Origin of the sequence: Paenibacillus sp. FSL R5-0923, assembly GCF_038009145.1 — a bacterium.
GTDB lineage: Bacteria > Bacillota > Bacilli > Paenibacillales > Paenibacillaceae > Paenibacillus_AQ.
This window is the reverse complement of the sequence record NZ_JBBPAT010000001.1, coordinates 4,971,565-4,994,934: the sequence shown is the minus strand read 5'-3', so window position 1 is coordinate 4,994,934 and position 23,370 is coordinate 4,971,565. Positions and strand designations below refer to the sequence as shown.

21 protein-coding genes are annotated in these 23,370 nt (G+C 45.4%); 19 read left to right on the top strand and 2 right to left on the bottom strand.

From position 1 onward, the window contains the following. Nucleotides 1-9 precede the first annotated feature (9 nt). The 5 genes from MKX35_RS22410 to MKX35_RS22390 all read left to right on the top strand — a co-directional run bounded on the left by MKX35_RS22410 (nt 10) and on the right by MKX35_RS22390 (nt 3,354). Nucleotides 10-447 (top strand): YlbF family regulator, encoded by a 438-nt coding sequence (locus MKX35_RS22410; RefSeq protein ID WP_076282926.1) that lies wholly within the window; start codon nt 10-12, stop codon nt 445-447. Nucleotides 448-487: 40 nt separating this feature from the next. Further along, nucleotides 488-751: a YlbG family protein gene (locus MKX35_RS22405; protein ID WP_042126853.1), complete on the top strand. Its 264-nt coding sequence runs from the start codon at nt 488-490 to the stop codon at nt 749-751. Between the two features lie 164 nt (nt 752-915). Further along, on the top strand, nt 916-1,353 hold the full coding sequence (locus MKX35_RS22400) for a hypothetical protein (protein ID WP_076283371.1): 438 nt from the start codon (nt 916-918) through the stop codon (nt 1,351-1,353). 133 nt (nt 1,354-1,486) lie between these two features. Further along, a complete protein-coding gene (locus MKX35_RS22395) occupies nt 1,487-2,386 on the top strand; it encodes a selenium metabolism-associated LysR family transcriptional regulator (protein WP_076282925.1) in 900 nt (299 codons plus the stop codon). Between the two features lie 53 nt (nt 2,387-2,439). Then, on the top strand, nt 2,440-3,354 hold the full coding sequence (locus MKX35_RS22390) for a PHP domain-containing protein (RefSeq protein ID WP_076299458.1): 915 nt from the start codon (nt 2,440-2,442) through the stop codon (nt 3,352-3,354). Nucleotides 3,355-3,437: 83 nt separating this feature from the next. Here the strand turns inward: MKX35_RS22390 and MKX35_RS22385 are convergent, their stop codons facing one another. Next, nucleotides 3,438-5,327 (bottom strand): Rqc2 family fibronectin-binding protein, encoded by a 1,890-nt coding sequence (locus MKX35_RS22385; protein ID WP_076282924.1) that lies wholly within the window; start codon nt 5,325-5,327, stop codon nt 3,438-3,440. 293 nt (nt 5,328-5,620) lie between these two features. Here MKX35_RS22385 and MKX35_RS22380 point away from each other — a divergent pair, with 293 nt between their 5' ends. From MKX35_RS22380 to MKX35_RS22360, 5 genes are all read left to right on the top strand, one after another. Next, nucleotides 5,621-8,440, top strand: a complete 2,820-nt coding sequence (locus MKX35_RS22380; protein ID WP_076299457.1) for a calcium-translocating P-type ATPase, SERCA-type — start codon at nt 5,621-5,623, stop codon at nt 8,438-8,440. Between the two features lie 91 nt (nt 8,441-8,531). Continuing rightward, nucleotides 8,532-9,368 (top strand): diaminopimelate epimerase, encoded by an 837-nt coding sequence (dapF, locus tag MKX35_RS22375; RefSeq protein ID WP_076282922.1) that lies wholly within the window; start codon nt 8,532-8,534, stop codon nt 9,366-9,368. Between the two features lie 140 nt (nt 9,369-9,508). Further along, nucleotides 9,509-11,173, top strand: a complete 1,665-nt coding sequence (locus tag MKX35_RS22370; protein ID WP_081382867.1) for a spore germination protein — start codon at nt 9,509-9,511, stop codon at nt 11,171-11,173. Next, nucleotides 11,163-12,377 (top strand): Ger(x)C family spore germination protein, encoded by a 1,215-nt coding sequence (locus MKX35_RS22365; protein ID WP_076282920.1) that lies wholly within the window; start codon nt 11,163-11,165, stop codon nt 12,375-12,377. Before MKX35_RS22370 ends, MKX35_RS22365 begins: the two co-directional genes overlap by 11 nt. A gap of 18 nt (nt 12,378-12,395) precedes the next feature. Next, nucleotides 12,396-13,496: a GerAB/ArcD/ProY family transporter gene (locus tag MKX35_RS22360; protein WP_076299456.1), complete on the top strand. Its 1,101-nt coding sequence runs from the start codon at nt 12,396-12,398 to the stop codon at nt 13,494-13,496. Here the strand turns inward: MKX35_RS22360 and MKX35_RS22355 are convergent. Then, the gene (locus MKX35_RS22355; RefSeq protein ID WP_143759425.1) at nt 13,469-13,726 is read right to left on the bottom strand and encodes a hypothetical protein; all 258 of its coding nucleotides are present in this window, start codon (nt 13,724-13,726) and stop codon (nt 13,469-13,471) included. The two genes, MKX35_RS22360 and MKX35_RS22355, sit on opposite strands and share 28 nt — an antisense overlap. Before the next feature lie 172 nt (nt 13,727-13,898). Here MKX35_RS22355 and MKX35_RS22350 point away from each other — a divergent pair, with 172 nt between their 5' ends. The 9 genes from MKX35_RS22350 (at nt 13,899) to fmt (ending at nt 23,359) form a co-directional block, all read left to right on the top strand. Beyond that, nucleotides 13,899-15,770 carry a bifunctional homocysteine S-methyltransferase/methylenetetrahydrofolate reductase gene (locus MKX35_RS22350; RefSeq protein ID WP_076299455.1) on the top strand — a complete coding sequence of 624 codons (1,872 nt, stop codon included), beginning with the start codon at nt 13,899-13,901 and terminating at the stop codon, nt 15,768-15,770. A 38-nt stretch (nt 15,771-15,808) separates the two neighbouring features. Next, nucleotides 15,809-16,702 carry a YicC/YloC family endoribonuclease gene (locus tag MKX35_RS22345; protein WP_042187381.1) on the top strand — a complete coding sequence of 298 codons (894 nt, stop codon included), beginning with the start codon at nt 15,809-15,811 and terminating at the stop codon, nt 16,700-16,702. Nucleotides 16,703-16,750: 48 nt separating this feature from the next. Further along, complete coding sequence (gene remA, locus MKX35_RS22340) at nt 16,751-17,011, top strand: extracellular matrix/biofilm regulator RemA (RefSeq protein WP_006209218.1); 261 nt, start codon at nt 16,751-16,753, stop codon at nt 17,009-17,011. Nucleotides 17,012-17,030: 19 nt separating this feature from the next. Further along, nucleotides 17,031-17,600: a guanylate kinase gene (gene gmk / locus MKX35_RS22335; RefSeq protein WP_076299454.1), complete on the top strand. Its 570-nt coding sequence runs from the start codon at nt 17,031-17,033 to the stop codon at nt 17,598-17,600. Between the two features lie 52 nt (nt 17,601-17,652). Further along, entirely contained in the window at nt 17,653-17,853 is a 201-nt protein-coding gene (gene rpoZ, locus MKX35_RS22330; protein WP_036686188.1) for a DNA-directed RNA polymerase subunit omega, read from the top strand. Between the two features lie 229 nt (nt 17,854-18,082). Then, the gene (gene coaBC / locus MKX35_RS22325) at nt 18,083-19,318 is read left to right on the top strand and encodes a bifunctional phosphopantothenoylcysteine decarboxylase/phosphopantothenate--cysteine ligase CoaBC (RefSeq protein ID WP_076282915.1); all 1,236 of its coding nucleotides are present in this window, start codon (nt 18,083-18,085) and stop codon (nt 19,316-19,318) included. Beyond that, the gene (gene priA / locus MKX35_RS22320; protein ID WP_076299453.1) at nt 19,318-21,849 is read left to right on the top strand and encodes a primosomal protein N'; all 2,532 of its coding nucleotides are present in this window, start codon (nt 19,318-19,320) and stop codon (nt 21,847-21,849) included. The genes coaBC and priA overlap by 1 nt, the downstream gene beginning before the upstream one ends. Nucleotides 21,850-21,933: 84 nt before the next feature. Next, on the top strand, nt 21,934-22,419 hold the full coding sequence (gene def, locus MKX35_RS22315; RefSeq protein WP_042126884.1) for a peptide deformylase: 486 nt from the start codon (nt 21,934-21,936) through the stop codon (nt 22,417-22,419). Nucleotides 22,420-22,423: 4 nt separating this feature from the next. Then, entirely contained in the window at nt 22,424-23,359 is a 936-nt protein-coding gene (fmt, locus tag MKX35_RS22310) for a methionyl-tRNA formyltransferase (protein ID WP_076282913.1), read from the top strand. Nucleotides 23,360-23,370: the final 11 nt, after the last annotated feature.

The following is a 23,370-nucleotide window of genomic DNA, read 5'->3' as shown; positions in this document are numbered from 1 at the left end:
GCTGAGTTCATGAGCGTAGCGGAATTAAATACGGTCGATATGGCTGAAGTGCTGACATACGCCTATGAATTAGGCGATATGATTAATCAATCCGCCGAAGTGTCGGATTACTTATACTGGAAAGGACGGGTTGATTCGAACCCAGAAATTCAGGCCATGGTCAAACAGCTTCAAGCCAAGAAGGAGTTGTTTGAAGAAACACAGCGATTCGGACATTTTCATCCGAACTATCATTCAGCGAAGGATGAGGTTTCGGCAGTAGAAGCGGAATTGGAGAAGTTTGAAGAGGTCGCTCGTTTTAAGCAGGCGGAGAAGACTCTTGATGACATTCTGCATTCCATGTCGGAAGCGATTGCTTTTTCAGTATCGGATAGCATTAAAGTACCAAGCAATGATCCTTCCCCTAAAGGTGGATGCGGTAGCGGGGGAAAATGCTCCTGCGGATAAGCTTCCCTTAGGATTTAGAGAGAGAAAGGCGGTTTAGCTTATGTTTGCGGAACGGACAGGATACATCATTTGGGTAAGTGACGTTAAAGCGGCACGTAACCTTGAGAAATACGGAACATTACATTATGTTTCTCGGAAAATGCATTATGCAGTGATGTATGTAAATGCAGAACGTGCCGAGGAAGTTATGAAGAATGTCCGCAGACTCTCCTACGTTCGTAAGATCGAAAGATCCTATCGAAACGAAATTAAGACAGAGTATACCAGTAATGGGCCGGACAAGTCCCGTAATTACGGTATGTAATTCTTGGAGGTGAACAGGTGCTTAAGTAGCACCTGTTTTTTTATGCGCAGCTCTCGGGTAACCGCGGTTTCTTCCGTGCTCTGGAACTTGTACAACTTTCAGCAATGAGGTAAGATGACAACATTAAGTACATACAAAGACCCTTATGGTGGAGTGTGATGATGATGCGCAACAAAGGGACGGATTGGCCCAGTTCTTACGAGCCCTTCCACATCATGCTGAACGACTACAGGGTCGCTGACATCGTTATAACAAATCATGCGAAGAGTCGTTATTTGGACCGGATCGGTAAAGGTGTAAGCGATGACGAAGAGGTCGCCGCATGGATGTGGCAGTGCCTGATGCAGAATCGGCTCAAGCCCTTTTCAGACAGTGATTTTAACGCGTATTTAATTGACGATGACTCTGTAGTAATCGCTGAGTTCACGGAATTGATAGGTGAAAAAGATATTTCAGGTCAGCCATTATATTCTATGATCATCGTTTCGTTTCTTGGTAGAATCTCTGCGACTCCACAGTTGAGAGATTTAAAAACTTACTTTTCGCTGCTGCGCAATTCCCGCCGCACTAAGCTAACGAAGAAGAAGCGTAAACGTAAATAGTGTATAAAGAGCGAACAGGAGGCATGCGGCGGTGGCTGCATGTCCTTTTTGAAAATAAGAATATATAAGCTTCATATCGTACATAATCCCTTACTTAAGTTTCTTTTATAGACAGCACAAGGAGTTGCAGAGCATGAACTTTCATCAATTACATATTTTTTATACTGTCTTAGAGCGAGGAAGCTTCTCGGCAGCGGCACAGACATTACATATGACTCAACCAGCAGTGACCATGCAAGTACAGGCGCTAGAGGATTATTTTGGAACCAAGCTCTTCAATCGTTCTACCAAAAAAATCATGCTCTCCGAAGCAGGTCATACGTTAATGCCATACGCGCTGCGCAGTATCCAATTGATGCGGGAGACGGATCAAGCGATGTCGGCGTTTACGCATATGTTGGAAGGGCGCTTGCAGCTTGGGGCAAGCCTTACCATTGGGGAGTATGTGCTGCCACGGCTCTTAGGTCCTTTTGGAAAGCAATATCCGAACATTTCAATCATGATGAAGGTCATGAATACCTCGCAAATTATGGAGGAAATCCTAAAACATCAGTTGAATTTTGGTTTAATTGAAGCGTCGGTAACACATCCTGATATGGTGATTGAGCCGGTGATGGGGGATGAATTGAAGTTGATTGTGCCCTATGATCATCCGCTTGCAGAGCAGCAAGAGGTCACTTTGGAGGAGGTGCTTCAGCACCCTTTTGTTCTGCGTGAGCAGGGCTCAGGAACGCGGCGTGTGATGGAAGAGCAGCTGTTCTCGAAGGGGCTTGATCCGGGATCGATGAAAATAGTGATGGAGCTTGGTAGTACGGGTGCTGTGAAGTCGGCAGTGGAGGCGGGTCTTGGGGTTACTATTATCTCGACTTCTTCTGTTAAACATGAGGTTGCGCTTGGACTACTGAAAATCGTGAATATCTCGGATGCCTCATTTAAAAGACAATTCTACGCCATTCATCTAAAATCGACACTGCTGCCAATTTCTGCAGTGACGTTCTTGACTTTTTTGCGCGAGCATTCGAATGATAACTAAAGCAATATGACCAGAGGCAGGAAACTTAGAAACTAGCGATAGAGGTGATAGAAATGGAGAATGAAACTAGACTGGATGAACTGAAGGGCGACAGACCGGAGAATATTGACGCCTCACGATGCGATCTTCACACGCATACTCAAGCCTCTGATGGCATGCAGCCACCGGAGGAAAATGTACGTCTCGCTAAAGAGAAGGGACTAATCGCAGTTGCCATTACGGATCATGATACTGTGGCTGGTGTGAAGGAAGCTCTCGAAGCAGGAGAGAAGTACGGAATCACTGTTGTACCGGGTGTAGAGATCAGCACTCGTGCTGGAGGAAAAGATATTCACGTCCTTGGATACTACATAGATCCAGCAAATGAGTTGTTTCTTTCCCGTTTGGAAGGGCTAAGAGAAACCCGGGCACTAAGGAATGATGCGATCCTCTCAAAATTACGTGGGCTTGGGATTGAAATTACGCTTGAGGCAGTTGTCGCGGGAATTGGACGGGAACTGAAGCCTGATGAGAGTATTGGTCGACCACATATTGCTGATGAACTGGTTCGTCTTGGAGCAGCTACGGATATGAGAGATGCGTTCAATAAGTATTTAGCCGAAGGTGCAGCGGCTTACGTGTCACCCCCACGAATCACGCCCGAGGAAGCCTGTGATTGGATTATCGAGGCGGGTGGGTCTCCAGTATTGGCGCATCCAGGCCTATATGGTGACGACCAGTTAGTACGAGGGATTATGGAGCGGGGGGCTTTTAAAGGGATTGAGGTTTATCATTCGGATCACGAACCCGCTGATTCAGAGCGTTACCTAACCATGGCTGAAGAATACAGCTTAATTATAACCGGTGGCTCGGATTTTCATGGTGCTCGTCAAGGTGTTGTATTCCATGGAGATATCGGTAGTGTTACGGTTTCTGTTGAAGCTCTGGAACAGTTGAAGAAGGTTGCTGGCATGTTACGTCAAAACTAAGTTCAATCAGTTGAACATAATATACTGAAAAACGAAAACCGGCTGTCATCCACAAATGGACGACAGCCGGTTCTTTTTGTTATTTAGCTTCTCAGCGTATTTGGAAGACTCTTAATGCGATTTTCATCTGGAGTGACAAACAATGTTTTCTGATGATCATAGATCACAAATCCGGGTTTCGAGCCACTCGGTTTGCGGACATGGCGGATCAGTGTGCAGTCTACAGGCACACTGCTTGACTGCTTCGCCTGACTGTAATAAGCGGCAAGCTGGGCGGCTTCTTCCAGTGTGGCATCTCCAAATTCCTCACTACGGATGACAACGTGAGAACCAGGAATATCCTTGGTATGCAGCCAAGTGTCATTAGGTGAAGCCAGTCGATTAGTGACGTATTCGTTCTGTAAATTATTTTTTCCGACATAAATGTCGATGCCTTCAGACGAGGTGAAGACCTGCAATGTAGGTCTGGTTGCTTTTTTCTTTTTCTTGCCTTTTTTGCTTCGGTCGCGAAGATATCCTTGACTTACAAGCTCGTCGCGGATCTCTTCAATGTCATTCAATGAGGCATGGGCAAGCTGTTGAAGTAAACTTTCCATGTAGGATATTTCCTCATGGGTCTTAATCAGCTGCTCATTAATGACAAGGAGGCTGTTTTTATATTTGTTGTACTTTTTAAAATAACGTTGTGCATTATCCGATGGGCTTAATAAAGGGTCGAGTGGGATGACCATTTCTGCCTGATTTTCGTCATAATAGTTGACCAAAGAGGCTTCTTTATCTCCTTTGGACACGGCATGTAAGGACGCGAATAGCAATTCACCCCAAATACGATAGCGATCTGCGTCTTGCGCTTCGTCTAGATCCTTCTGTAGATTGGCAAGCTTCTTAACGTTTTTGCTACGTTCGTTGCTCAGGAAACGGATCAAATCACTTACCCGTTGCTTCACCGTATCACGTTCAGCTTTATCCCCGTAATAATCCTCCATGCACTCACTAATCGTGTTATATTGCTTCGCATTCTCACCCAATAGAGATAACGGAATCGCGGAAAAAATCATTTTCCCTTTCGTATTCGCACCTGAAATAGGAGAGAATTCGCAATTATGGACAGGTCCCATTACAGACTGGAAGGCGTCCCATAACTTTGTTGGAAATTCTGGTGCAGATCCCTGTGTATCACCTATCGCAAGGTCATTTCTGAGACGAAGAGCAATCTCTCCGGCAACAAGTGGACTCATTCCGCTGAAGGCATGCACCATCCAGCCTACCGGGTCAGCTGATGGGGAAGGACCGCCTGAGCCGTCAGGTTTCTGTTCAACCTCTTCTTTTGTAATCAGGTTGGCGAGCTCACCTTCAATGATTTCTTCCGGTTCGGCCTCCTTCTCATCTTCTTCCAGTAGAGCGGATTCTTCAGCAGCTGAGATCAAATTGAGAAATCGTTCTTTATCGATCTCCAGAGGGTTCAGCTTGTGTTGCTGAGGAGGCTCTGTGTAAGCGACACCGGGCATTACGATCCGGTAGCTGCTGATTGATGGAGTAACATGATGAATGCCGTCTATGATCGTTCCTGTGCTGAGCTCAGTAAGGATGATATTACTATGCCGTCCCATGAGCTCTATGATGATCTTTTTGGCAGAAACGTCTCCAAGCTCATCTCTAGTCTTAACATTTATGTGAATAATTCGTTCCATGCCTACCTGAGTGATACTCTCAATAGCCCCACCTTCACAATGCTTACGCATGAGCATGCAGAACATAGGTGCTTCTGATGGGTTTATGCTGCTTCTTTCTGTAAGATGCAGACGCGGATATGTCGGATTAGCAGAGAGCAATAGCTTGCCGCCGCCACCGGCACCCCGCAGGTTGAAGATAAGATCGTGATTGCTCGGTTGATATATTTTGCCTATACGCGCACCGATGAATGATTGCAGTTCGTGCACGATAGCTCGGGTAACAATGCCGTCTAATGCCATGATAAAGCTCTCCTGTCGACGTGAATTGAATTTCTGAAAATATAAGAAAGTATAAGTTTCACATCATACTTTATATCTTATATTTCTTGTTTAAACGCTTACCGCCCTTATAAGAACACCGAAGACGTTTAAGCTTACCTCTCTATGATGCCATACTTTGGGACATTCGCGCAAAAGGGGAATTGGTTAGGCGGTGATATTATTGGACGACCTTGAATACACTTGGTCATGAACAGGTGGAAAAGCTGTGCGCCGCCGGAAGTCAAGAAACGACCGGGAGGGAAAGAAAAGTCATGGAACAAAACAGTTGGCACCGGCTCGGTGCAGAAGAGCTGCAGAAAATGTTCAATGTCCATCCGAGGACGGGCCTCAGTGGAGAGGATGCCGCGGAGCGACGGAAGCAAAATGGGTATAACGAGCTGTCCGAAGGAAAGACCGTATCCCCGTTTACCCTGCTGTTGAACCAGTTTAAGGATTTCATGGTGCTTGTGCTTATGGGTGCGACGCTCGTATCCGGTTTGCTTGGCGAATATTTGGATGCCATCACGATCATCGCGATTATCCTTTTAAACGGAGCCCTTGGGTTTGTTCAAGAGTTCCGCGCCGAACGTTCGCTAAGAGCTTTAAAACAGCTCTCCGCACCTTCTGCCAAAGTACTGCGTGGGGGGAACAGCGAGGTTATTCTAGCAAAGATGTTAGTACCAGGTGATATTGTCTTGCTGGAGAGTGGTGATCGAATACCCGCGGATATTCGATGGCTGGATTGCAGTTCTCTATATGTGGAGGAATCCGCGCTAACTGGGGAATCACTGCCTGTCTCGAAGCATTCGGATGTGATCCGCGCGGAGGAGATTCCGCTCGGCGATCAGAAGAATCTTGGGTTCATGGGCACAATGGTAACCAGGGGTACTGGTAAAGCAATCGTAATTCGTACGGGTATGGACACAGAGATGGGTAAGATTGCAGACCTGATCCAGAATACAGAATCTCAGGAGACTCCCCTTCAGCATCGTCTCGAGCAGTTAGGAAAAATTTTGATCTATGTATCACTAGGTTTAACTATTGTAGTTGTAGCAGCCGGTATTTTACATGGACAGCCTGCCACAGCAATGTTCTTGGCCGGGGTAAGCTTGGCGGTCGCTGCGATTCCGGAAGGGCTTCCGGCCATTGTAACCATCGCACTTGCGCTGGGCGTGCAGAGGATGATCAAACGAAAGGCTATCGTTCGTAAGTTACCTTCAGTGGAAACCTTGGGCTGCGCATCCGTCATCTGTTCGGACAAGACGGGTACATTGACTCAGAATAAAATGACGGTGACCAGATTATGGACGGGCGGACGTGGCCTTGAAGTAACAGGTGAAGGTTATGCTCCGAACGGACAGGTTCTGGAGAAAGGTAAACCGGTAGATCTCAAAAATGATCAAAGTTTAAGACGGATGCTACAGGTGGGTGCTTTGTGCAGTAATGCGGAGATTATTGAGACCTTTCCGACCGAAGTGCGAGGTAAGCGTAAAGGGAAGGATAAGGGCATTGTAGTTGATAAATCTTCTGACAGCTCATCGATCTGGGAACTCAAAGGAGATCCAACGGAAGGAGCTCTAGTAGCGCTTTCAGGGAAGATGGGTTTGACCGCCCAGACGCTAGCCGTAACCTACTCCCGTGAGAAGGAATTTCCTTTTGATTCCGAGCGGAAGTTAATGTCAGTTATTATTGGTCATCCCGGAGGACGGATGGTATGTACGAAAGGCGCGCCTGATGTGCTGCTTAATCGCTGTTCGTATATGCTCTGGGAAGGCGGTGTCGTGCCTTTAACGCCAACATTGCGGCAGAAAGTACTTGATGCCAATGAGCAAATGGCTTCAGGTGCACTTCGTGTCCTAGGTATGGCTTATCGTGATATGCGTCCAAGTGAACATGTGGATAGTGAAAAGGATGCGGAGTGCCAACTTGTCTTTATCGGATTGGCTGGAATGATTGATCCACCGCGGCGTGAAGTTCGCGATGCCATTAGCGTCACACGCCGAGCAGGAATTAAGACTGTGATGATTACTGGGGACCATGGAACGACTGCAGAGGCCATTGCTCACCAATTAGGAATTCTGCAACGTGGGGGCACAGTATTAACAGGGGCTCAACTGACTCGGATGGATGATGATGAGCTGGATAAAGTATCGGATAATGTGTACGTATTCGCCCGCGTATCTCCAGAGCATAAGCTTCGTATCGTGAAGTCTTTGCAGCGCCGTGGTCATGTTGTGGCTATGACCGGAGACGGAGTCAATGATGCTCCAGCCATCAAAGCGGCAGATATAGGAATATCTATGGGGATCACCGGAACAGATGTGACCAAGGAAGCATCTTCATTAGTGCTAGGGGATGACAACTTCTCAACCATTGTTGCTGCCATTGAAGAGGGTAGAAACATCTATGAGAACATTCGTAAATTCATTCGATACCTGCTCGCATCAAATGTAGGGGAAATCTTGACCATGTTCTTTGCCATGATGCTCGGTCTGCCTCTGCCATTAGTGCCTATTCAAATTTTATGGGTCAACTTGGTGACAGACGGACTGCCAGCGATGGCGCTTGGTGTTGACCAGCCTGAGAAGGACTTAATGGAGCATAAGCCGCGTGGTGCAAAGGAAAATATTTTTGCCCGTCGTTTAGGGTGGAAGATCATAAGCCGTGGATTTTTAATCGGTTTATGTACGTTAGGAGCATTTTGGCTAACCTTACGTGTAGCACCAGAAAATCCAGCGCAGCTGATTCGAGCACAATCTGTAGCTTTTGCAACACTCGTTATGGCTCAGTTGATTCATGTCTTTGATTGCCGCAGTTCTCGTTCGGTGTTCCATCGAAATCCATTCCAGAATAAGTACCTAGTTCTTGCTGTATTGTCATCCGTGATTTTGATGCTGGCTGTTATGTATATTCCATTTCTCCAGCCCGTCTTCAAAACAGTCCCGCTTAATTTCCGTGAATGGTGTCTAGTATTTGTAACAGCGGGGATTCCGACCTTCTTGATGGGTGCTGGCAGTGTTTGGGGCGGTAAACATAATCGTGGTCGTAGTGGTAGTAATTCGATGATAAAAAGTACAAAAATTTCGGCATAAAGTTAATAGTAACGCTCCATTCCTAAAGGTATACTTGTTGCAGTTAACAGCTCGTATCTAACTTAACATAACCTTTAGGAGTGGACTTTCAATGGAATTCACAAAAATGCACGGCCTAGGCAATGACTTCATCGTAGTTTTCGGCGAGCAAGAGCTACCAAGTAATGCAGCGGATCTTGCTGTAACGTTATGCAATCGATTCTTCGGAATTGGTGCGGACGGACTTGTATACATCCTTCCGTCTGAACGCGGCGATTACATGATGCGCATTATGAATTCTGATGGCTCGGAAGCAGAGCAGTGCGGAAATGCCATTCGCTGTGTATCCAAATATGTCTACGATCATGGCCTGGTAAACTCCGAGCAGATTGTTATTGAAACGATTGGTGCCGGAGAACAAAAGGTTACCTTGAATGTAAAAGACGGTGTAGTGGAAACTGTAACGGTTGATATGGGTGAACCTGTATTGTCCGGTCTTCAAATTCCGGTAGCTATTGATGCAGAACCCGTGCTCTCAGAGCGGATTGAATCGGATGGAACCGAATTTAAGTTTACTGCAGTATCTATGGGTAATCCTCATTGCGTTATCTATGTAGAAGATGCAGTTTCTTTCGATCTTGCGACATGGGGACCTAAGCTAGAGGTACATCCATTGTTCCCGAGAAAGGTAAACGTCGAGTTCGCGACGGTTCTGGATCGAGGCAGAGTAGATATGCGGGTATGGGAACGCGGAGCTGGACCAACACTTGCTTGTGGGACTGGAGCTTGCGCAACTTTAGTGTCTTCTGTGCTCAATGGTCTGACAGACCGGGCGGCTTGGATTAGTCTAAAGGGTGGCGATCTCTATATTGAATGGAACGAAGAGGATAATCATGTGTATATGACAGGTCCTGCTGAGGTTGCATTCACAGGCAGTGTAGACATTTAGAAAAACACTTAAAAAGGCAGCCTAAGAGTAATCTCTTGGGCTGTCTTTTTGTGTTTCCACATCCTTGCGACTTTATGTAGCCGAATAATGGAAGGGATAACCGAGAATAATACCCCTAAGATTGAAAAAAAGGGGGAACCTTGTTGAACATAAACGGGATAAACAGAAGAAACAAATCCGCTAAGGAACAACAAGGAGCCTCAGGTCATGAAGATACTCGAATTCCGAGGCTTACCGATGATTTGGACCAAACGCTCGACCAAATAGATAATGAGTTGGGTCATAGTCCTGATCTCAAAATTCGTCAGGTAAAGATCGGAGGTGAGAGCCCCTTTCAAGCAGCAGCGATTCATCTTAATGGTCTTGTCAACAAGGAAACGGTCGATGAATTCGTAATCGGTTCGTTACTCGGAATCACAGACGAAATGCTCAAAGAGAACATCTCTGCAACAAATGATCTTAAGGAATTCGTATTGAACCGTGCTTTGGAAATAGGTCAAGCACAGCTGCAAGAGGAGTGGAATGAGGTTCTACTGGCGATCCTTTCTGGCAAAACGGTCATTCTGATTGAAGGTTATGACAGTGCAATTGTGTGTGAGACCGAGGGAGGAGAAGCTCGCTCCGTCAGCGAACCATCCACCCAACTAGTCGTGCGAGGCCCAAAGGATAGTTTTGTTGAATCTGTAGCTACGAACATTTCCTTGATTCGGAGAAGAATTAAGTCTTCTAAGCTAAGACTAGAACATTTAAAGATCGGAAAGGTAACTCACACAGATGTGGCCCTCATGTACATTAAAGACAATGCAGACGAGAAGTTGGTAGAAGAGGTGAGAAATCGGCTACAACAGATTAATGTCGATGCCATCATGGAATCAGGTTATATCGAAGAGCTGATTCAGGATAAAACCTTCACACCTTTTCCAACCATTAATAATAGTGAACGGCCTGACGTTGCAGCGACGAACCTATTAGAGGGTAGGGTTGTGATCATTATAGATGGCACCCCGTTTGTATTGATTTTGCCTGCGGTATTTACACTGTTTTTTCAGTCTGCCTCGGATTATGCTCAAAGGTTCGATATTACAATTCTCATGCGTCTTGTTCGATATATCAGTTTTATTGTACTAATTCTTGGGCCTTCCGTTTATATAGCGTTAACCACTTACCATTATGAGATGATTCCTACAACCCTGTTAATCAATCTATTATCACAACGTGAAAATGTACCTTTTCCTGCTTTTGTGGAGGCACTCCTGATGGAGGGAGCGTTCGAGATCATTAGAGAAGCTGGAGTAAGGATGCCGCGTGCAGTGGGACAGACTGTATCCGTTGTAGGGGCGCTTATTTTGGGTCAGGCAGTAGTGGAAGCAGGAATTATCACACCGGTTATGGTTATTGTAGTAGCGCTGACAGGGATTGCGAGCTTTGCTATACCTGCGTATAACATGGCGATATCAGGAAGAATTATCCGTTTCGGATTTTTAGTACTGGCCGGTATGTTTGGTTTTTATGGGATTACTTTAGGCTTAATTGTTTTGCTTGCACATATGAATAGTCTGCGTTCATTCGGTGTCCCTTATCTATCCCCTATAGTGCCTATATCCTCACATGGTCAAAAAGATGCGTTCTTAAGACTGCCCTTATGGGCTTTGAGAACGGAGCGAGTTTCTACAACAAAGAGGCAAGAAGGCATTTCGGAAGGAAAGAAGATCTCAACAGGACATGAACAGAATGTTTCTCCTAAAATCCTTGAAAAATCTACTGGGGCAGAGCATCCAAAAAAAGGAGCGCAGGATGAAGAGTAATCGCACTATTTTTATTGGGGTTGTCCTGCTATGTTTATTGATATTTCTCAGTCTTACAGGCTGCTGGGACAGTGTGGAGTTAAATAGAAGGGCAATCGTTTCTGGAGTGGCTATTGATAGAGGTCCTACAGATGAGGAAAAATATGTATTATCTTTTCAGATTATAATTGCTGACGAAATCTCTGGCGAGAACGCCAGAGGTACTTCGCCAGTCGTAGTATATAAAGGCAGTGGACGTACAATGTTTGAAGCGTTGGCTAATGCCTCGCGTCAGACTGCGCGTTTCTTGTCCTTAGGACATATCCGAGTGATCGTTATTTCGGAGAAGTTTGCTCGCGAAGGTATCAAAGATATGATGGATGTCCTAGAAAGAGAGAGTGAAACTAGGCTAAGCAGTTTTATTTTTATATCAAAGGGACAGCCGGCGGTAGATAGTATGACGACCATGACTACGTTTGGCAAGATTCCTGCCAATGATCTAGTGGAGAAGCTGCAGACGACCTCTAAACAGTATGGATATAATTACCGGATGGAAGTAGACGATATAATTCGTGGTATTCAAATTCCAGGTGGTGGGCCTATCGTCAATGGGGTAATGGTAACAGGCGAATTGGACAAAAAAGATAATAACGACAGTTTGAAAAATATAGATCCTGAGGCCATTCTTAGAGTTACAGACTTCGCTGCATTTAAAGAGGACAAGCTGAAAGGCTGGCTACGAGGTGATGAAGCTATAGGCACTGCCCTGCTAAAGAATAAAATTACACAAATTCCAGTAGTGGTTTCGATTGGTGAGGATGAATATGTAGCGTTCATCGTGTATTTATCTCAGGTACATATTCATGCTGATGCGAAGGACGCGGAGCATCCGGTAATCACAATAAATATCACTGAGCAGGCAGGTTTAAAAGAATCGCCTAATGCTTTGGATTTGACAGATCCCAAGGTCTTAAATAATCTTTCGGAACTTCTAGAACAGAGTATCAATGATAAGTTACATGCAGCTGTCTCAGCAGCTCGTTCGTTAAAAAGCGATTATCTTGGATTTGGTGAAGTTGTAGAACGAGAGAATCCGCGGGGGTGGAAGCAAGTAAAAGATCATTGGGATAGCATATTTGCAACCTGTGAGATCAAGTTTAATGTGGATATAGTTATTCGGCATACCGACATGCGGAGTGATTCCTTTCAGTCCAAAAAGAAATGATAATTTAGGAGGGCAGCTATGGGAAATATAAAAATAGGACTACTTCAATTTTTCACCCTGACAGTGTTGTTTGAACTAGGGACGGCGCTGGTAGTGAATCTTGGAATGGAGTCTGATAAGGATGCTTGGATTTCCATATTGCTGGGGAATTTGATAGGATTAATTGTTTTTGCAGGATATGCCTATCTTTATAGAAAGTTTCCGAATCTGCCCCTTACGGCATATATCCGGCAACTATTTGGTAAATATGTGGGTTCATTGATATCCATAGCTTATATCGTGATATTTCTTAATTTGGCTGGTCGTGATCTGCGAGATGGTAGCTCTATGCTAGTTATGGCTACTATGCACAGGACGCCGTTATTCATTGTAGCGATGTTAATGGTATTATCTAGTGCTTATGTATTGCATAAAGGAGTAGAAGTGCTGTCCCGAACTTCGTTGGTGTTTGCGGTGATTGTGATATTAATCGGTTTATTTTGTTCGAGCATGTTAATGTTCTCGGGCTCCATTAATTTGAACCGTTTGCTCCCTGTTTTTGAGAATGGAATTAAGCCAATTGTTTCTTCTGTTTTACATCAAAACTACATTTTCCCTTTTGGTGAAATGATCTGTTTTACTATGCTTATGCCCTATCTGAATAACGTTAAAAAAGGTCCTTGGGTAATCGCAGCGGGCATATTTGTATCAGGTATACTGTTAAGTATGACTATGGCCTTAAATATATCGGTGCTTGGTACAGATATTGTCAGGCGTTCTCCGTTCCCCTTAATGCCTACGATCAGTAAGATCTCTATCTCCGATTTTATTCAACGTGTGGATATTCTAATTGTCATGGTGCTAATAATCGGTGTTTTTTTCAAATTGTCTGTTTTTTTTGCAGCAGCACTTATTGGGATTTCAGAATTGTTCAAGATTCCTTACCGAAGAATGGTGTATCCGGTAGCTCTAATAATCCTGTTCAGTTCGATGCTGAATGCCCGAAGCTTCACAGAACATATTGAAGAGGGAGGGAAACTGCTATACACGGTCTTTCCCTTCTTTATGGTGTTGATTCCATTGCTCCTAATTATTATTACAGCGATAAGAAGTCACAGTTCCCCTCCTCGTTCTGGTTGATGCCCCGTCTTCCAGGCTAGGATATCGGGAATAATCAGGCATAGCAATAAAATACAAGCAGCGACTTTCTCAGAGGGGGTATATAGCAAGTAATTTAGAATATAACCGATATTGCCCAGACCATATCCGTACATCCAATCTCCCAAATACAGAAATAATAAGCAGAGAATGCATAAGAGTAGAATTACCGTGTATTTTCGGATCAGAAACTTTCTTGTTTTTTTCTTCACTTAAATACCCCTTTTATTGTTTTTAACGTTAGTATGAGGCTTTTAATACTTGATCATTCATACCACTGGGGGGTTGATTGCTTTTCTTATGAAAGCTTATCATCCATAGCGATTTATGTTACATTAGTATGAAACTAAAGTAGAACCTAATGTGACAGGGGAGGATCTTGCAGTGAAGCCGGATTTACGTTCCGCATGGGGAAACGAAGTATTGGTTGGAGACGGAGCGATGGGTACCTATTTATATCAGAAGGGTTTCCCTGTCGGCATTTCCTACGAAGAATTAAATTTGACCTCTCCGGGGGTTATCGAAGATGTCCATCGCAGCTATATCGATGCAGGAGCAGTGCTGCTAGAAAGCAACACCTTCTCAGCGAATTTTGACAGGCTGTCCAAATATGGTTTGGAGTCCAAGGTTGAAGAAATTAATCGCGCCGGAGTAAGAATCGCTCGTAAAGCTGCTGGAGATACAGGCTATGTATTAGGTGCTGTAGGCTCTATTCGCGCCGGTAAGCGTGCAAATCTCTCATCGACAGAGTTGAAGAGGTATTTTACACAGCAGATTACAGCTTTGTTAGAAGAAGAAGTAGACGGCGTTATGCTAGAAACCTTTTACGATGTCGAGGAACTGCATCTTGCGCTAAGAACAGTACGTAAACATAGTACTCTCCCAGTCATTTGCCAATTTGCTGTGGATGAATCAGCACGTACATTAGATGGATTGACGTTACCAGAGGCTTTCCGGATCTTAGAAGGTGATGGAGCGGATATCATCGGATTTAACTGTAATACTGGCCCAAACGGGATTAAGAGAGCACTAAAAGCGGTACAAGGCAATCTTATTCTGCCTACCTCGGTCTATCCGAATGCGGGCGTTGCGGATTATGTAGATGGAGAATATCGGTATGGAGCCTCACCGGAATATTTCGGACAAATGGCAGTTACTTTTGCAGAAATGGGTTGCAGAATTATTGGGGGCTGCTGTGGTACTACTCCGCAGCATATTGCTGAAATTTCTTCCGCATTGAAAGATTACGTACCTCAACCACTTCCAGAACCGTCGCCTCCGACTGTGGAGCGTGTATCTCTGCAAGAGCATTTTGGCGAAGATGAGGGAAGAGATGGTAGAGAGCCGAACCTGGTTGATCTAGTAAAGGAACGCCATACGGTGATTGTTGAGCTTGATCCACCCCGTGATTTGGACATCGCCAAGTTTATGCAGGGCGCGGAAGCACTGAGAAGAGCGGGTGCGGATGCGTTGACACTCGCCGATAACTCACTGGCGGTTACACGGATGAGCAATATGGCTTTGGGCCATTTAGTGCACGCTAAAACTGGACTTCGTCCACTAGTGCATATTGCTTGTCGCGATCGTAATCTGATTGGTACTCAATCACATTTGATGGGTTTTGATGCGCTAGGAATTGATCATGTGTTAGCGGTGACTGGTGATCCAGCGAAATTCGGAGATCTTCCCGGCTCAAGTTCGGTTTACGACTTAACCTCTTTTGAGATTATTCGTATGATTAAGCAGTTAAATGATGGCATTTCCTTCTCAGGTAAACCTTTGAAGCAGAAAGCAAATTTTGTTATCGGTGCTGCCTTTAACCCGAATGTGAAACATTTAGATAAGGCCGTACAGCGACTGGAGAAGAAAATTGCCTCTGGTGCAGATTATATTATGACTCAGCCTGTCTATGATCAGCAGCTTATCGTAAAGATCGCTGAGGCAACTGCACATCTGGATATTCCCGTGTTTATTGGTGTGATGCCACTGGCTAGTGGGCGTAATGCAGAGTTCCTGCATAACGAGGTTCCGGGAATCCAGCTTACGGATGATGTCCGGAATCGCATGAAGGGACTTGAAGGAGAAGCAGGAAGAGCTGAAGGGGTCGCCATCGCCAAGGAATTGCTAGATGTTGCAACTGCCCATTTCAATGGGATCTATTTGATGACACCGTTTATGTTCTATGATATGAGTACACAGTTGATCGAGTATGTATGGGAGAAATCAGGACGTAAATTGTCCCCCTTGTTTCGCTAGTAATAATCAATTACAATAGTGTAATGGATGTGATTCCGTTGTCATTTAGCATGACCGGATACGGTCAATCGTCCCTGCAATTCGGCGGCTACAAGATTATGTTCGAAGTGAAATCGGTGAATCACCGGTACTGCGAAGTTGTACTGCGGATGCCCCGGGATTGGACGGGTTATGAGGATGTGCTGAGAAGAAAGGTTCAGCAGCACGTCAAACGGGGAAGGATAGATGTTACCATCAATAGAGAGCACGATGAGTCGTCTTCCGGACCGGTTCTGAATCGCTCTACTGTCATGACTTATCTTAAGGCAGCAGATCAGCTTAAGAACGAGTATGGTTTGTCCGGTGAGTTGACTCTACGTGATATACTTTCTATACCCGGTATTATGGAAAGCAAAGATGAGGCTGCGGGTGCCGTGTCCGCGGCCTTAGAAGACTACTCTGAAATGTTGGAGACGGGACTTGAGCAGAGTTTGCAATCTCTGCTAGAGATGCGCGCCCGTGAAGGCAGTTTTCTAGCCGCTGATATTGAACAGCGTCTCAATCATCTAGAATCCATGCATGCTGAAATGGTCGAACTTGCACCTGTTGTAATCATTGAATATCGTGACAAGCTTCGTCATCGATTAAATGAGTTAAATGATGGGACGTTCGCATTTGATGAGCATAAATTCGGGATGGAAATCGCTATTTTTGCAGATCGCTGTAATATTGATGAAGAGTTGACCCGGTTGTATAGTCATTTCGAACAATGCAGAACCCTCCTGAAGGGGAAAGGACCGGTAGGACGCAAGCTGGATTTTCTCATTCAGGAGATGAACCGGGAGACGAATACAATCGGATCGAAATGTAATCATTTAACACTCGTGGGTCTTGTGCTAGACATGAAAGCTGAGCTGGAGAAGATTCGTGAACAAGCGGCAAACATAGAGTAACCGGGAACAGGCAATAGCATAGAACTTTATGGGGGGAACTACCGGAACATGGCAATCAAACTTATCAACATTGGCTTTGGGAATATTGTGTCCGCCAATCGCATTATTTCCATCGTCAGTCCGGAATCTGCACCAATCAAACGTATTATCCAGGAGGCTCGAGATCGACATATGTTGATCGACGCCACCTATGGCCGACGGACTCGTGCCGTAATCATTACAGATAGTGATCATGTCATTCTGTCGGCTGTACAGCCGGAGACTGTAGCGCATCGCTTATCCAGTAAAGATGACGACAACGACGAATAACAACTAAATGGAGTGTATTATGTCAAAAGGATTGCTCATCATATTATCCGGACCTTCCGGCGTGGGTAAAGGTACTGTATGTACTGCGCTACGACCGAAGATGCCCGAACTTGTCTACTCAGTTTCTGCTACTACTCGCAGTCCGCGTGCGGGTGAGGAAGACGGCGTGAATTATTTTTTCAAAAGCAAAGAGGAGTTTTCGGCTATGATAGAAGCCGATCAACTGCTTGAATATGCGGAGTACGTAGGTAATTTTTACGGTACTCCACGTGATTTTGTAGAGAGAACTCTCAATAACGGCAAAGATATTATTCTCGAAATTGAGGTTCAGGGAGCTCTCAAAGTTAAAGAAAAATTTCCTGAAGGTATTTTTGTGTTCCTTCTTCCACCTTCTATGGATGAGCTGAAGGACCGCATACGCGGACGGGGTACGGAACATCCAGATGTGATCGATCACCGCATGACTGTAGCGGAGGATGAGATTAATCTAATGCAGCATTATGATTATGCTGTTGTAAATGATGAGATTGATCTGGCCTGTAAGAGAATAGAAAGCATTATTATCGCCGAACATTGTAAAGTTAGATAATGAATGCTGCAAGGCTGAAGGTATTACCAGTAAACTATGAAGAGGTGTCCCTGTGCTATATCCATCAATTGATGAAATGATGACCAAGGTTGACAGTAAGTATTCGCTCGTTGTAGCCGCAGCACGTCGTGCTAGACAATTGCGTGAGGGTGGCAAGACAGATGTGAAGAACCCTAGATCGCATAAATTCGTCGGTGTTGCTCTTGAAGAAATTTACGAAGATCGCATTACGCTTACCCGTGGTGAAGAGTAGTCTCAAGTCTATTTAGATATGACCTTTTGTAGAAACGGATACCGCCTATTTGTTATTAGGCGATGCCGTTTCTTCTTGGGTTATGGAGCAATTATGGGTCTTTAATGAATGCTGATAGCCCAAGACCGGGCTGTTTCTGACAACCGGAAGGTTGTTATTTTTTTCTCAAAATATAAGAAGTTTAAGAAATAGATCATTCGTTGTAAGAGAAGGGAACAGGGGGGAGATCATGTTGAAGAGCTTGAAGGGGAAGACTATTTTACTTGGGATTACAGGGGGAATTGCCGCTTACAAAGCAGCAGCCCTGACCAGTAAGCTTGTCCAAAAAGGAGCTGAGGTTCATGTCATTATGACAGCTTCGGCAAAGCAGTTCATTACAGAATTAACTCTACAGTCACTGTCGAAGCAACGAGTATATAGCGATACATTCCAGGAACGGGATCCATCCTCCATCTCGCATATTGATTTGGCTGATTCGGCGGACCTTGTGATAGTAGCACCAGCAACTGCAAATATTATTGCTAAAATGGCGCACGGAATTGCGGATGATATGTTATCCACAACGTTACTCGCTACTACTGCACCTATAATGGTGGCACCGGCTATGAATGTTCATATGTATCAGCATCCCGCTGTACTTAGCAATTTGGATACCCTCGCTAAACGAGGTATTCAGTTTATTGAGCCTGGAGAAGGTCTGCTGGCATGTGGTTACGTGGGTAAAGGACGTTTAGAGGAACCAGAGACTATTGTAAGTAATGTTGAGGATTTTTTTGCGTTGCAAGAAAGTGTGAAGTCTAGTCCACTCAAGGGTAAAAAGATCGTCATCACAGCTGGTGGTACAGTAGAACGGATTGATCCGGTACGCTATATCTCCAATGATTCCTCCGGTAAGATGGGTTTTGCATTGGCACGTGCTGCACGTGCAATGGGTGCTGAGGTTACCTTGATTGCTGCGCGAACAGATGAAGCGCCTCCGCAGGACCCGGATATGAATGTCATTCGTGTTCAATCTGCACAAGAGATGTACGATGCGGTTACTGCGCAGTGGGATAGCTGCGATATCATGATCAAGGCGGCTGCTGTATCGGATTACCGGCCTAAGCAAAGTGAGCCATCCAAAATTAAAAAAAGTGGAGATACACTGACTCTTGAGCTTATAAAAACAACGGATATTCTGGAAACGCTAGGTAAGAACAAAGACAAGCAGTTCTTGATCGGCTTTGCTGCGGAGACGGGAAACACAGAATTTTATGCAAAGGACAAGCTGGTCCGCAAAAACTGCGATCTCATTGTTGCAAACAATGTAGCGGCTGCAGGAGCCGGATTCGGATCGGATACGAATATTGTATCGATTTATGATGTAGATGGATTGGTGCTCGAATTGCCACAATTGTCTAAGGATGAGGTCGCTCGCCGCTTGCTGACGCTCGTGGCAGAGCGGATTACTGGAGCTTCATTATAATGGATATTGCCAAGGTCATTGTGGATGTGCCTGTACGCAGCACTGACCGGCCATTTGATTATAGTATTCCAGAATCACTAAAGTTATGGATTGAAGTGGGCAGTCGAGTAGCAGTACCGTTTGGACACCGCACGGTGCAAGGCTTTGTCGTTTCTCTGGAGTCAGGTGAAACAGTAGTGAATCCTGGTCTTAAGGCTATTCAAGAGGTGCTGGATTTGCTTCCACCTTTATCTCCTGAATTAGTTGAGCTAGCGGACTGGATGAGTAAAAGATATGCATGCAGACGAATTTCAGCCCTGCAAGCGATGCTGCCCACTGCTCTAAAAGGGAAGGCAGAACGACTGATTTCGCTAGGAGATGTGGAAGAAGAAGCAGCATTTTCTGATGATGAATTATTCCCTATGTTTGCAGATACAGGGAATGAGGAACGACTAATTACTGAGTTTATCGGACGTAATGGCGAAGTTTCCATGAAGCAGCTCACCCGTGCATTTCCGGAGGCTGCGGAGACGGTGAAGTTCATGCTAAGACGTGGAGTTCTTGTAGAGAGCCAATCGATTAAAGATAAAATGGGCAAGAAGAAGCTGAAAGCAGTAGATCTTGCGATAGGGATCACCGCTGCTCGTGAGGCGTTGAATAAATTCCCCAAAAAGTCCGCGCGACAGAAGGAAGTACTTAGCTTTCTGATTGAAAGGGAAGCTACACTCCCAATGGCGCTTAAGGAAGTCTTGTCTGCACTTCAAGTGACGGCAAGCACCGTGAAGGGTTTAGAGGAAAAAGGCTTTATCGAAATCAGTGAAATCGAAGTCTATCGCGACCCTTATCAAGGACGTGATTTTAAGCCTACTACGCCTCTGCCACTTACAGCAGAACAAGAGATTGTATACACACGTATTTCACGAACGCTAGAAGAACAGCTCCATGAAGTTTTTCTGTTACATGGCGTTACGGGGAGCGGTAAGACAGAAATCTATTTGCAATGTATCAAACGTTGTCTGGATCAGGGTAGACAGGCCGTAGTGCTCGTCCCGGAAATCGCATTAACGCCGCAGATGGTGGAGCGCTTTAAAGGGCGCTTCGGAAGTGGTGTCGCGGTAATGCACAGCCGATTATCTGTTGGCGAACGTTACGATGAGTGGCGCAAAATCCGTGAAGGAAAGGCTACGGTTGCCGTTGGCGCCCGTTCAGCGGTGTTTGCCCCGTTCTCTAACCTAGGTTTGATTATTATGGATGAAGAGCATGAAACCTCATATAAGCAGGAGGAAAATCCGAAATATCATGCCCGTGATGCAGCGATTCGCAGAGCCGAACAGTGTGGGGCAGCCGTGATTTTAGGCTCCGCCACGCCTTCGTTAGAAAGCTATCATGCTGCTAGAGCGCAGAGTGATATTCATTTTTCACCAGTCCTTCTAGAGATGCCTACCCGCGCGCTTGGTAACGAACTACCGAAGGTAAATGTCGTGGATATGCGGGAGGAGCTTAAAGAAGGTAATCGCTCAATGTTCAGTCGAAAGCTTCATGCTGCATTGGCTGAAAGACTGGAACGTGGAGAACAGACCGTGTTATTGCTTAACCGTAGAGGTTTCTCGACGTTTGTTATGTGCCGGAGTTGCGGATATGTAGCAGGCTGCCCCGAGTGTGATATTTCATTAACGTACCATAGTCGTAGTGACAATTTGCGTTGTCATTATTGTGGTCATGCTGAACCGGCACCTAAGCTTTGTCCAGAGTGTGGAAGTGAGCATATCCGGTTCTTCGGAACGGGGACGCAGCGGGTGGAAGAAGAGCTTGGTAAGTTGTTCCCTGGGATACGGGTGATTCGTATGGACGTGGATACAACGACAGAAAAAGGTTCGCATGAGAAGCTGCTGAATCAATTCAGAGACAAAAAAGCGGATGTACTGCTAGGCACTCAGATGGTAGCAAAAGGTTTGGATTTTCCTGACGTAACTCTTGTTGGCGTAATTACAGCAGATTCAGCGTTGAACTTGCCAGATTTTCGTGCAGCGGAGAAGACCTTCCAATTGCTTACACAAGTTGCTGGAAGAGCAGGTCGGCATCAGCTTCCGGGTGAGGTCGTTGTTCAGTCCTATACACCAGAGCATTATTCTATTATTCATGCTAGCGGGCATGACTATCTCTCTTTTGTAAGGGAAGAGCTGAAGCATCGCAGAGGGCTACATTATCCGCCTTATTGCAGACTGATACTCGTTACATTATCCCATGAGCAGTTACCGCTACTACTCCGGATGGCAGAGAATTACGCTATGAATCTGCAGGGGAAGGCCAGAAATCTAAGATGGTATGGGAGTCTAGATAAGCTAACCACGGATGTACTAGATCTGTTAGGTCCCGTAGCTTCTCCAATCCCTCGCTTAAAGGGTAGATATAGATTCCAATGTATGATAAAATGGCGCGGCGCCATCGATGTGATAGGGCTTGTTCGACAAGTGGCTGAGGAGTTGGAGGATTCTGTACGGGATACAGGGCTTCAGATCAGCATTGATGTTGATCCGCAAATGTTGATGTAAATCGTTATCATGTTACAATGTAAAAAAAGAGCTAGATCAATAAACTCTAAATATAGAGATGTACAGAACGGGAAGGTGTTTTTAATGGCGATACGTATGATCGTTAAGGAACCGGATGAAGTGTTGCACAAAATAGCAAAAGAAGTAACTGTAGTTACACCTAATGTTAAAAAATTGTTAGATGATATGGCTGATACGATGTATGACGCTGAAGGTGTAGGGCTGGCAGCTCCACAAGTTGGCATTTTGAAGCGCCTAATTGTGGTGGATGCAGATGAAGAGCACGGGCTGATCAAAATGATTAATCCGGAAATCATCGGTACAGAAGGGGAGCAGCTAGGACCTGAAGGATGTCTTAGTATTCCCGGATTAAATGGTGATGTACGCCGTGCAGAGACAGTAACCGTACGTGGTCTTAACCGTGAGGGAAAAGAAATTACCATTACCGGCAGTGGTTTACTTGCTCGGGCTTTTCAACATGAGATTGACCATCTAAACGGAGTACTGTTTACCGATATCGCTGAAAAAGTATACGAGATGACAGCTGAACGCAATGAGACTGAGGAGTGAGGATATGAAGATTGTATTCATGGGAACCCCAGCCTTTGCGGTACCAAGCTTGCAAATGCTGATGGATGAAGGCTATGAAGTTGTAGCAGTCGTCACCCAACCAGATCGACCGCAAGGACGTAAAAAGATCTTGGCTCCTTCACCAGTTAAAGAAGCCGCATTATCTCTCGGTTTACCTGTGCTCCAGCCTGAACGGATGCGCAAACCTGAGGCTGTCGCAGAGCTAGCTGCATATGAGCCTGACCTGATTGTTACAGCGGCTTATGGTCAAATTTTGCCTAAAGCTGTATTGGATTTGCCGCGTAATGGTTGTGTGAATGTTCATGGTTCACTACTTCCTAAATACCGGGGTGGCGCACCGATTCAACGTAGTATCATTAACGGTGAGAAGGTTACCGGCGTTACTTTGATGTATATGGCTGAAGGACTTGACACTGGAGATATGATCTCGCGCGTCGAGGTGGCTATCGAGGATGAGGATACTTCCGGCACGATGTTCGAGAAGCTTAGCCTTGCTGGACGTGATCTTTTGAAGTCTGAAATGCCGCGATTAGTAAACGGCCTTGTTCAAGCGACTCCGCAAGACGACAGTCAAGCGACCTTTGCTCCTAACCTAAATCGTGAGGATGAGCGTTTGGATTGGAACGCTGGCTCACGTGATAACTATAATCGAATTCGTGGATTAGTACCTTTTTCCGGTGCGTTTACGCTTTGGAATGGAGAGACCTTCAAAGTATGGGCTTCAAAAATTCCTGCTGAGCAGAAATCAACTGATAGTGCGCCAGGAACGGTACTTTCGGTCACTGAATATGGTGTCGAGGTTAAGACTGGGGACGGAAGTCTGCTGCTAACTACCGTTCAACCTGCTGGTAAGAAAGCGATGAGTGCTGCGGATTTTAGCCGTGGCGGTGTCATGAAACCAGGGACGGTGCTAGGTTGAGCGCGGGCGGT

Excerpts from the sequence above, each read along its gene's own strand:
- MKX35_RS22410 (WP_076282926.1), top strand. The coding sequence starts at position 10 with ATGAGCGTAGCGGAATTAAATACGGTCGATATGGCTGAAGTGCTGACA.
- MKX35_RS22405 (WP_042126853.1), top strand. The coding sequence starts at position 488 with ATGTTTGCGGAACGGACAGGATACATCATTTGGGTAAGTGACGTTAAA.
- MKX35_RS22400 (WP_076283371.1), top strand. The coding sequence starts at position 916 with ATGCGCAACAAAGGGACGGATTGGCCCAGTTCTTACGAGCCCTTCCAC.
- MKX35_RS22395 (WP_076282925.1), top strand. The coding sequence starts at position 1,487 with ATGAACTTTCATCAATTACATATTTTTTATACTGTCTTAGAGCGAGGA.
- MKX35_RS22390 (WP_076299458.1), top strand. The coding sequence starts at position 2,440 with ATGGAGAATGAAACTAGACTGGATGAACTGAAGGGCGACAGACCGGAG.
- MKX35_RS22385 (WP_076282924.1), bottom strand. The coding sequence starts at position 5,327 with ATGGCATTAGACGGCATTGTTACCCGAGCTATCGTGCACGAACTGCAA.
- MKX35_RS22380 (WP_076299457.1), top strand. The coding sequence starts at position 5,621 with ATGGAACAAAACAGTTGGCACCGGCTCGGTGCAGAAGAGCTGCAGAAA.
- dapF (WP_076282922.1), top strand. The coding sequence starts at position 8,532 with ATGGAATTCACAAAAATGCACGGCCTAGGCAATGACTTCATCGTAGTT.
- MKX35_RS22365 (WP_076282920.1), top strand. The coding sequence starts at position 11,163 with ATGAAGAGTAATCGCACTATTTTTATTGGGGTTGTCCTGCTATGTTTA.
- MKX35_RS22360 (WP_076299456.1), top strand. The coding sequence starts at position 12,396 with ATGGGAAATATAAAAATAGGACTACTTCAATTTTTCACCCTGACAGTG.
- remA (WP_006209218.1), top strand. The coding sequence starts at position 16,751 with ATGGCAATCAAACTTATCAACATTGGCTTTGGGAATATTGTGTCCGCC.
- gmk (WP_076299454.1), top strand. The coding sequence starts at position 17,031 with ATGTCAAAAGGATTGCTCATCATATTATCCGGACCTTCCGGCGTGGGT.
- coaBC (WP_076282915.1), top strand. The coding sequence starts at position 18,083 with ATGTTGAAGAGCTTGAAGGGGAAGACTATTTTACTTGGGATTACAGGG.
- priA (WP_076299453.1), top strand. The coding sequence starts at position 19,318 with ATGGATATTGCCAAGGTCATTGTGGATGTGCCTGTACGCAGCACTGAC.
- def (WP_042126884.1), top strand. The coding sequence starts at position 21,934 with ATGGCGATACGTATGATCGTTAAGGAACCGGATGAAGTGTTGCACAAA.
- fmt (WP_076282913.1), top strand. The coding sequence starts at position 22,424 with ATGAAGATTGTATTCATGGGAACCCCAGCCTTTGCGGTACCAAGCTTG.